Here is an 8,284-nt window from a genome sequence, read left to right as displayed (position 1 = left end):
TGAATCACTGTGGGAACAGGCAGCTCGGTGGAGGGCACCGGCTTCGCCGGTGTTCGCGGGTAAACCCGCTCCTACAAATCATGAAATGTGCGTCATTTATACCTGACGAATGACAGCGTAATGTTACGCTCGCGGAAATACTCAGCACGGATACTTACCATGGAAATGAACTGGCATCAGGCCCTGCAAGAGAGCCTAAGCTGGCTGGCAATCGCCTCGTTCATCACCCTTGTCAGCTTCACTGCAGCCGCAACTCTGGCTGTGCGTTGTACACGCTGGGGCAGCCAGTTCTGGCAGCTTGCCGGGCCCTATTTCAGTTTCAGGCGCAGTTGGCGGCCGTTGCTGGTGTTTGCCCTGCTGCTGGTCCTGACGCTGTTTTCGGTTCGCCTAAACGTTCTTTTTTCGTTCTGGTACAACGGCTTCTACAGCGCCTTGCAGGGCCTTGACCAGGCGGCGTTCTGGTACCTGCTCGGCGTCTTCGCGGTGCTCGCCACCATCCATGTGCTGCGCTCGCTGTTCACCTTCTATGTCAGCCAGGCATTCAGTATCAAGTGGCGGGTCTGGCTGACCGAGCGCCTGACCCACGACTGGATGCAGGGCGATGCCTATTACCGTGGCCAGTTCCTTGCCGAGCCAGTGGACAACCCTGACCAGCGTATCGAACTGGACGTTAACGCTTTTGTCACCAACTCGGTCACCCTTGCCCTGGGCGCAGTCAGTGCGCTGGTTTCGCTGGTGGCGTTCACCGGCATCCTCTGGGGGCTGTCGGCACCGTTGACGGTGGCCGGCGTAGAGATCCCTCGGGCGATGGTATTTGCCGTTTACCTGTATGTCATCGTCGCCACTTGGGTCGCCTTCCGTCTTGGGCGCCCGTTGATCCGGCTTAACTTCCTCAACGAGAAACTTACCGCCAACTTCCGTTACGCATTGATGCGTCTGCGTGAGAACGCCGAGAACATTGCCTTCTACCAAGGTTCGCAAGTCGAGCGGGGCACGTTGCTCGGCCGTTTTGCTGCCTTGATTGTGAATGCCTGGGCATTGGTGTACCGGAACTTGAAGTTCAGTGGCTTCAACTTGGGTGTCAGTCAGGTTGCCGTTGTGTTTCCGTTCATTCTTCAGGCGCCGCGCTTCTTCAGTGGGGCGATCAAGCTGGGCGACGTCATGCAAACTTCCCAGGCCTTTGGGCAGGTGCAGGATTCTTTGTCGTTCTTCCGTGAGTCGTACGATGCGTTCGCGCAGTACCGCGCGACCCTTGACCGTCTCACCGGCTTTCTCGATGCCAACCAGCAGGCAAGTGCGTTGCCGCGCGTCACGACCGAAGACCAGGCGCATGCGCTGCAGATTGCGGGATTACAGGTACTGCGCCCGGACGGACATGCCCTTATCGCCGACCTGGACCTGAGCCTGCACGCCGGTCAGGCGTTGTTGATCAAAGGGCCATCGGGCAGTGGTAAAACCACGCTGCTGCGTGCCCTGGCGGGCCTTTGGCCGTATGCCGAAGGCAAGGTCAGGCGGCCAACGGGGCATCAGGCACTGTTTCTGTCGCAACGCCCGTACCTGCCGCTGGGTGACTTGCGTACCGTCATTGCCTACCCGGCAGCCAGCAATTCCAAGGATGAGTTGCTCATGCAGCAGGCATTGCGCCAGGTCAACCTGGCCCACCTGGCCGAGCGTCTGGACGTCAGCTGTGACTGGTCACACATCCTCTCGGTGGGCGAGCAGCAGCGTCTGGCGTTCGCCCGGGTGCTGTTCAACCGGCCTGAGGTGGTGTTTCTCGACGAGTCCACCTCGGCGATGGATGAGGGGCTCGAGCATGCCCTGTATGCGTTGTTGCGCTCGGAAATGCCAAGTGCATTGCTGGTCAGTGTCGGCCACCGTAGCACGCTGGCAGCGTTCCATACTCACCGGCTTGAGGTGGATGGGCATGGCGGTTGGTCGTTGCTGGAGCAGGAGGCTGTGCTGGCCTAGTTCGGCTTGAGGGGGAGATCGCCATCCAGCATCGCGATCAGCTTGGCCCCTTCACTGCGTGCATTGCCGACATCCTTGGTGACCCGAACCACTCGAACGCCTTCACCGGCAGGCCGTGCTCCCTGGCCAGGCGTTCGACCCTTGCGGCGGGAGCGTTCGGGTTACAGGATGGAACTGCTCAACCTGCGTGCGTCGCAGCCGCGAACCGCCAGGCTAGCCAGGTTCAGCGCAGCAGCGTCAGTCCTGCAAGGGTGGTGACGGCAAACCCTGCACCAACCAGGAAGGTTGCCTGGAACCCCGCACTCTCCCATAGCAATCCGGCTACCACGCTGGCTATCAGCAGTGCCGCACCGGTCAGCAGGTTGAACAGGCCGAAGGCGGTACCGCGCAAGTTGGCGGGGGCGCTGTCGGCAATCATGGCAGAGAAGATGCCTTGGCTGAAGCCCAGGTGCAGGCCCCAGGCCGTTACCCCAAAGGCAAGCCCGGCCCATCCTGGCAAAAGGGCCAGCAGCAGGTCGGCAGTGATCAGCAGGCCTAGCCCGGCCATCAGCACGCCACGGCGCCCCACTCGGTCCGACAACACGCCGGCAGGGTAGGCCGACAGTGAGTAGGCCATCGCCATCAATACCAGTACCGCCGGCGCCCACAGCGGAGTCAGGCCTATGTTCTGAGCCCGCAGCAGCAAGAACGCCTCACTGAAACGGGCGAGGGTGAACAACATGGCCAGACCGATCAGGCGCCAATAGACCGGCCCCAGGCGCCGAAGCGCGTGCAGTGCCAACGGTGAGCGTACCGGATGCCCCATAGCTGAGGCTTCAGGTTCGTGAACGAAGGCAACTAGGATATACACCGCCACGAACGCCGGGATAATAGCTACCCAGAACACGGTCTGGAAATGGCTCGCTGTCAGCCACATCAACACGATCGCCAGCAATGGCCCGAGGATAGCGCCCACGGTATCGAGCGCCTGACGCAGGCCGAACGCCGCGCCGCGCAGCTCGACCGGCGTAACATCGGCCACCAGCGCATCGCGGGGTGCCCCCCGAATGCCTTTGCCGACACGGTCGACGAAGCGTGCCGCAGTCAGCCACTCAAGTCCGGAGGCCATGGGAAATACCGGCTTCATCAGCGCACTCAGGCCATAGCCGATCACTGTCAGCAGCTTGCGTTTACCCAGTCGGTCGCTGAGGGCGCCAGAGAACACCTTGGTGAACGATGCGGTCGACTCGGCGATTCCTTCGATGAACCCCACCGCGATCACCGAAGCGCCGAGCACACTGACCATGTACAGGGGCAGCAGGGCGTGGATCATCTCCGAGGAAATGTCCATCAACATCGACACGAAGCCCAGCGCCCAGATGCTGCGGGGCATTTTCGGCTGGCTTTTGGCAGTGCTTGCGCAGTTGTTGTCATCGCCACGCATCTGGCCGCTCCGCAGCGTTGTACGTCGAAACTGTAGATGTCTGCACACAGGATGCAAATCGGATAGGTGGATGGCAGCAACAGCCTGCGGACATGACTGAACTGTCCATGAATGCAGGGTGGTCATTCCGTCATAGGGTGCCTTCGCCGGTGTTCGCGGGTAAACCCGCTCCTACAGGCGAGCGCGAAGGCTTATCAAATGTTGAGCAAGACCGTTGCTCCCACAGCGAGGCTCGCGAGCCTCGCTGTGCCAAAGATCACGGTTCAGCAAAGTTCAGTTACAAACATGTAAACTTCGTAAATAAGATTTACTCGCATTTGTGGCTCTCTATATTTACCACCCCTGTTGGCCGCCGAACTGAGTGCGGGGCCGGTGGGCGAGGGCTCCCGGTTTCCGACAGGGATGTGCCTTTTCGCTCATGAATCGCAGGAGATGTACCCATGCAGTGCAGAACTTCATCCAACAGCCTGGCCCTGGCGTTCGTCGCGCTGGCGTCGCCGTCCATGCTGGCGACTGCGGCAGAGTCCGAGGAGCTGCGTGCGGGTGAGGTAGTGGAAGCGCCCGTCGCCGACAACGCGCTGGTAATCCAGGATACCCTGATTACCGCCGAGCGCGAGGCGCGACAGGCCCTGGGCACGTCGATCATCACGGCCGAGGACATCAAGCGCCACCCACCGGCCAATGATCTGTCCGACATCATCCGCCGCGAGCCCGGGGTTAACCTGACCGGCAACAGTGCCAGTGGCGCACGCGGAAACAACCGGCAGATCGACCTGCGCGGCATGGGCCCGGAGAACACGTTGATCCTCATCGACGGCAAGCCATCCAGCGCGCGCAACGCTGTGCGCTATGGCTGGAACGGTGACCGTGATACTCGGGGTGAAACCAATTGGGTGCCGGCCGAAGCGGTCGAGCGCATCGAGATCCTGCGTGGCCCGGCCGCCGCACGCTACGGCTCCGGCGCCATGGGCGGGGTGGTCAATATCATCACCAAGCGTCCTTCCGACGAGCTGAAAGGCAGCGTCAGCCTGTACACGCAGCTGCCCGAAGACAGCGCAGAAGGCGCCAGCCGGCGAGCCAACTTCAACCTCGGTGGCGGCCTGACCGATAACCTGGGTTTGCGCCTGTACGGTGGCCTGGCCAAGACTGACGCCGACGATCTGGACATCAACGCCGGGCATGCCACCAGCGCCCTGGTTGCGGGGCGAGAAGGCGTTCGCAACAAGGACATCAACGGCCTGCTCAGCTGGAAACTGAACGACGAGCACCGCCTCGAAGCCAGTGCCGGCTACAGCCGTCAGGGCAACATTTTTGCCGGCGACACCATGAACAGTAACGGCGGCGGAGACGTCGACTTCGTCTCCAGCCTCTACGGCCACGAAACCAACGTCATGCAGCGCAGTACTTATGACCTGACCCACCTCGGTGATTTCACCTGGGGTACCAGCAAGACCACGCTGGCCTACGAATACGTACGCAACTGGCGCCTTAACGAGGGCTTGGCTGGCCGCACCGAAGGTGCCCCAAGCGACGAAGGTGGGGCCATGTCACGTTTGCGTAACACACGCCTGAGCAGTGAGGTGAACCTGCCGTTCGCCATGGGCAGCACAGAACATGTGCTTACCTTGGGTGGCGAGTACCTGTACGAAACCCTCAACGACCAAGGTTCGTTGCGCCCGCAAAGCTCCGACCCCACCCACAATGACGGCCTTGTCGGCTTCGATCGCAGCAGCTCGAAGATGACCGCACGCAGCTATGCGCTGTTTGTCGAAGACAACATCATCGTTGGCGACACCACCCTTACGCCGGGCCTGCGTTTCGACCACCACGAAAGCTTCGGTGACAACTTCAGCCCCAGCCTGAACCTGTCGCACAAGCTGACCGAAGCGCTGTCGGTAAAAGGCGGCATCGCCCGTGCCTACAAGGTTCCGAACCTGTACCAGTCCAACCCCAACTACCTGCTGTACAGCCGCGGTAATGGCTGCAGTGTGCAACAGGCCAACAATGGTGGCTGCTACCTGCAGGGCAACGCCGACCTCAAGCCCGAGATCAGCGTCAACAAGGAAATCGGCCTGCTGTACGACCGTGGTACCTGGCGCACCAGTGCCACCTACTTCCGCAACGACTACAAGAACAAGATCATCGGTGATACCGATGTGCTTTACACCATGGGTACCGGCAGCCGCGTGACTCAGTGGGACAACGCCGGCAAGGCGCGGGTGGAAGGTGTCGAAGGCAACTTCTTCATCGAGTTGGCCCCGACCCTGGACTGGAACACCAACCTGACCTGGATGCTCGACAACGATGATCGCGAAACGGGCGAGCCGCTGTCGGTGATCCCGGAATACACCGTCAACACCAGCCTCGACTGGCGCGCCACCGAGCAGCTGTCATTCCAGGTAGCGGGTACTTACTTCGGCAAGCAAAAATCGCCGACCTACAACTACCGCACCCAGCAGGACTACGACAAGACCGCCCAGCAGGACGTCGAGGCCTATGGCCTGGTGGACGTGAGTGCCGGGTACAAGTTCAATGCCAACTACGACGTGCGGGTGGGCGTGAACAACGTCTTCGACAAGCAGATCCTGCGCGGCGGCAACGCCAGCAGCTCGGGGGCAAACACGTATAACCAGCCGGGCAGGGCAGTGTTTGCTGCGCTGAATATCAACTTCTGATCCAAAGGGCCGCCCTGCGGCCCAATCGCAAGTCAACCGGGTCGCGAATGGCCGGCGACATTGTTGCAGCCAAACGTCTCGCAGCGTGCTAAACCATGCACCCCAGCCCGCTGCGAGAAATGCCTGGTGAAAGCCATCCGCCTGACCCTGATTTGCCATGCCCTGACCCAGGCCCAGAAGAACGGGCGCCTGCACCATACGGATGATGGCATCCTGCCGCTAGCCCGACAGGCAGACGCCGACCGATCAGGCGTGCAACTGCTGAGTGCGCCAGAGCGGCGGGCCTGCGAGACGGCGGTGTGGTTAACGGGGGCAGTACAGGTCGAGCCGGGCTTGGCCGATTGCGACCTTGGGCGTTGGCAGGGTTTGTCGTTGAAGCAGCTACAAGCCGAGCAACCGCAGGCGTTGGCAGAATGGCTGCGGGATCCGGCCAGTGCCGTGCATGGTGGCGAGTCGTTCGCTGCGCTATGCCAGCGCCTGGCCGCTTGGCTGGCGGCCTTTGACAGGCCGGGTGACTGGCTGGCCGTGACCCACCCGATGGTCATACGCGCCATGCTGGTACAGGTGCTTGGGTGTCCGATGAGTGCCGGGCAGCGAATTGACGTGCTGCCGCTGTCACGTCTGGAACTGAGCTTTACCGGGCAGTGGCGGTTGCGCCTGGGCTAAGGCTCAGAACGCCAGCTTGTAACCGATCAGCAGCAGCATCGTTGCCAGGCAAGGGCGCAGCACGCGGTCGGAGATTCGCCCGGTGAGGTGGCTACCCAGATAGATGCCTGGCAGCGAGCCCAGCAGCAGGTAGCCCAGCAGCGACCAATCCATGTTGCCCATGCCCGCGTGGCCCAGGCCTGCTACCAAGGTCAGTGGCACGGCGTGGGCAATTTCGGTACCGACCAGGCGACGGGTGACCAGGAACGGGTACAGCAGGAACAGCGCCACTGTACCCAGGGCGCCAGCACCGATGGAGGTGAGGGTGACCATTACCCCAAGCACCACGCCGGTCAGCACAGTGAGGGCGTTCAGGCTGCGGTCGCTGAGGTGGTAGTGATCACCGGCATGGCGGCTGGCGAAGGCCTGCAGGCGCGACTTGAACAGGATGGCCAGCGCGGTCAGGATCAGCACCACCGCCAGGCCTTGCTTGATGATGGCGTTGAGCGCCGAGGTGTCGGTGTGCAGGGTGCTGAGGAACCACAGGGTCAGCGCCGCTGCGGGCACGCTGCCCAGGCTGAGCAGGCCGGTGATCTTCCAGTCGATGTTCTTGTTGCGCGCATGCACCCAGACGCCACTGGCCTTGGTGATCGCTGCATACAGCAGGTCGGTACCGACAGCGGTCGCCGGGTGGATACCAAACCACAACAGGATCGGGGTCATCAGCGAGCCGCCACCGACGCCGGTCATACCGACGATGAAGCCCACGACCAGGCCAGCAATGGTGAAACCGAAAGAACCTACATCCATACGCTACTCGACTGCCCAACTTTGCCCGTTATCGGATGCCAGTCAGCATATAGATTTTTTTATAGCCAAATAGACTTGTTCGTTATTAGGTTATAACCGGGTTTGCCTTGGGCGGGCGTGACCGATCAACGATCAGTCATCACCACCATGACATGGGCATCACCACCGTCATCACTTTCCGACAGGTAGATGTGCCCCACCTGGCTGTCGAAATACGCCGTCTCCTGCGGCCCGATGCTGACCGCTTCGCCGGTCTCGAACTCGATGCGCACACGCCCGCTCAGCACCAGGGCGAACTCTTGCCCGGGGTGGCGGATAAAATCGTCGAACTGGCCGCGTTCCCGGGCAATGATGCGGGCATAAGCCGGTGTCATGCGTCGCGCGGGGAAATCCCCGGCAATCGGATAATAGTCGTAGGTGCCGGTCGAATAACCCGCCGCTGCGGGCAGTGAGTCGACCACCACGGTCACCGGCACCGGGGCGCTGACTGTGCCGCTGGCGCGGAACAGCTGGGCAATATCGACATTCAGCGCCCGCGCAGCAGCGGCCAGTTTTTCATAGCTGACCGACACCTGCGCCAGTTCCATCTTCGACAACGTGGACAGCGGCACACCACTGGCTTCGGACAATTGCTTGAGGGTCATCTGGCGCGCCTTGCGCACCTGGCGCAGGCGCTGGCCCACTACTGCACGGTCAAGCTGGGGTAGAGCTGAAGGCATTCAGGGATCTCGGCATGCGGCGTTGGTCGGGCATCTTACCTTGG

At 61.6% G+C, this 8,284-nt stretch carries 6 protein-coding genes; 3 read left to right on the top strand and 3 right to left on the bottom strand.

Going from position 1 to position 8,284, the window contains the following annotated elements; all coding sequences use genetic code 11:
• Positions 1-159: 159 nt before the first annotated feature.
• Complete coding sequence (locus ACK59Z_RS09820; protein WP_108191185.1) at positions 160-1,968, top strand: ABC transporter ATP-binding protein/permease; 1,809 nt, start codon at positions 160-162, stop codon at positions 1,966-1,968.
• Positions 1,969-2,191: 223 nt separating this feature from the next.
• Here the strand turns inward: ACK59Z_RS09820 and ACK59Z_RS09815 are convergent, their stop codons facing one another.
• A complete protein-coding gene (locus ACK59Z_RS09815; protein WP_409292898.1) occupies positions 2,192-3,391 on the bottom strand; it encodes an MFS transporter in 1,200 nt (399 codons plus the stop codon).
• A gap of 440 nt (positions 3,392-3,831) precedes the next feature.
• Here ACK59Z_RS09815 and ACK59Z_RS09810 point away from each other — a divergent pair, with 440 nt between their 5' ends.
• Both ACK59Z_RS09810 and ACK59Z_RS09805 read left to right on the top strand, forming a co-directional pair.
• On the top strand, positions 3,832-6,066 hold the full coding sequence (locus ACK59Z_RS09810; protein WP_108191183.1) for a TonB-dependent siderophore receptor: 2,235 nt from the start codon (positions 3,832-3,834) through the stop codon (positions 6,064-6,066).
• 126 nt (positions 6,067-6,192) lie between these two features.
• Positions 6,193-6,732, top strand: coding sequence for a histidine phosphatase family protein (locus ACK59Z_RS09805; RefSeq protein WP_409292895.1), 540 nt, complete (start codon positions 6,193-6,195; stop codon positions 6,730-6,732).
• Positions 6,733-6,735: 3 nt separating this feature from the next.
• On the opposite strand, the gene ACK59Z_RS09800 is transcribed toward ACK59Z_RS09805, so the two are convergent.
• Both ACK59Z_RS09800 and ACK59Z_RS09795 read right to left on the bottom strand, forming a co-directional pair.
• A complete protein-coding gene (locus ACK59Z_RS09800; RefSeq protein ID WP_108191181.1) occupies positions 6,736-7,521 on the bottom strand; it encodes a sulfite exporter TauE/SafE family protein in 786 nt (261 codons plus the stop codon).
• Between the two features lie 125 nt (positions 7,522-7,646).
• On the bottom strand, positions 7,647-8,240 hold the full coding sequence (locus ACK59Z_RS09795) for a helix-turn-helix domain-containing protein (protein WP_012053085.1): 594 nt from the start codon (positions 8,238-8,240) through the stop codon (positions 7,647-7,649).
• Positions 8,241-8,284 lie beyond the last annotated feature (44 nt).

The sequence above is a fragment of the Pseudomonas sp. KCJK9058 genome, from assembly GCF_046230975.1.
GTDB classification, from domain to species: domain Bacteria; phylum Pseudomonadota; class Gammaproteobacteria; order Pseudomonadales; family Pseudomonadaceae; genus Aquipseudomonas; species Aquipseudomonas alloputida.
Note: the sequence above shows the minus strand (reverse complement) of the source record. Positions and strands in the feature narration are given on the sequence as shown.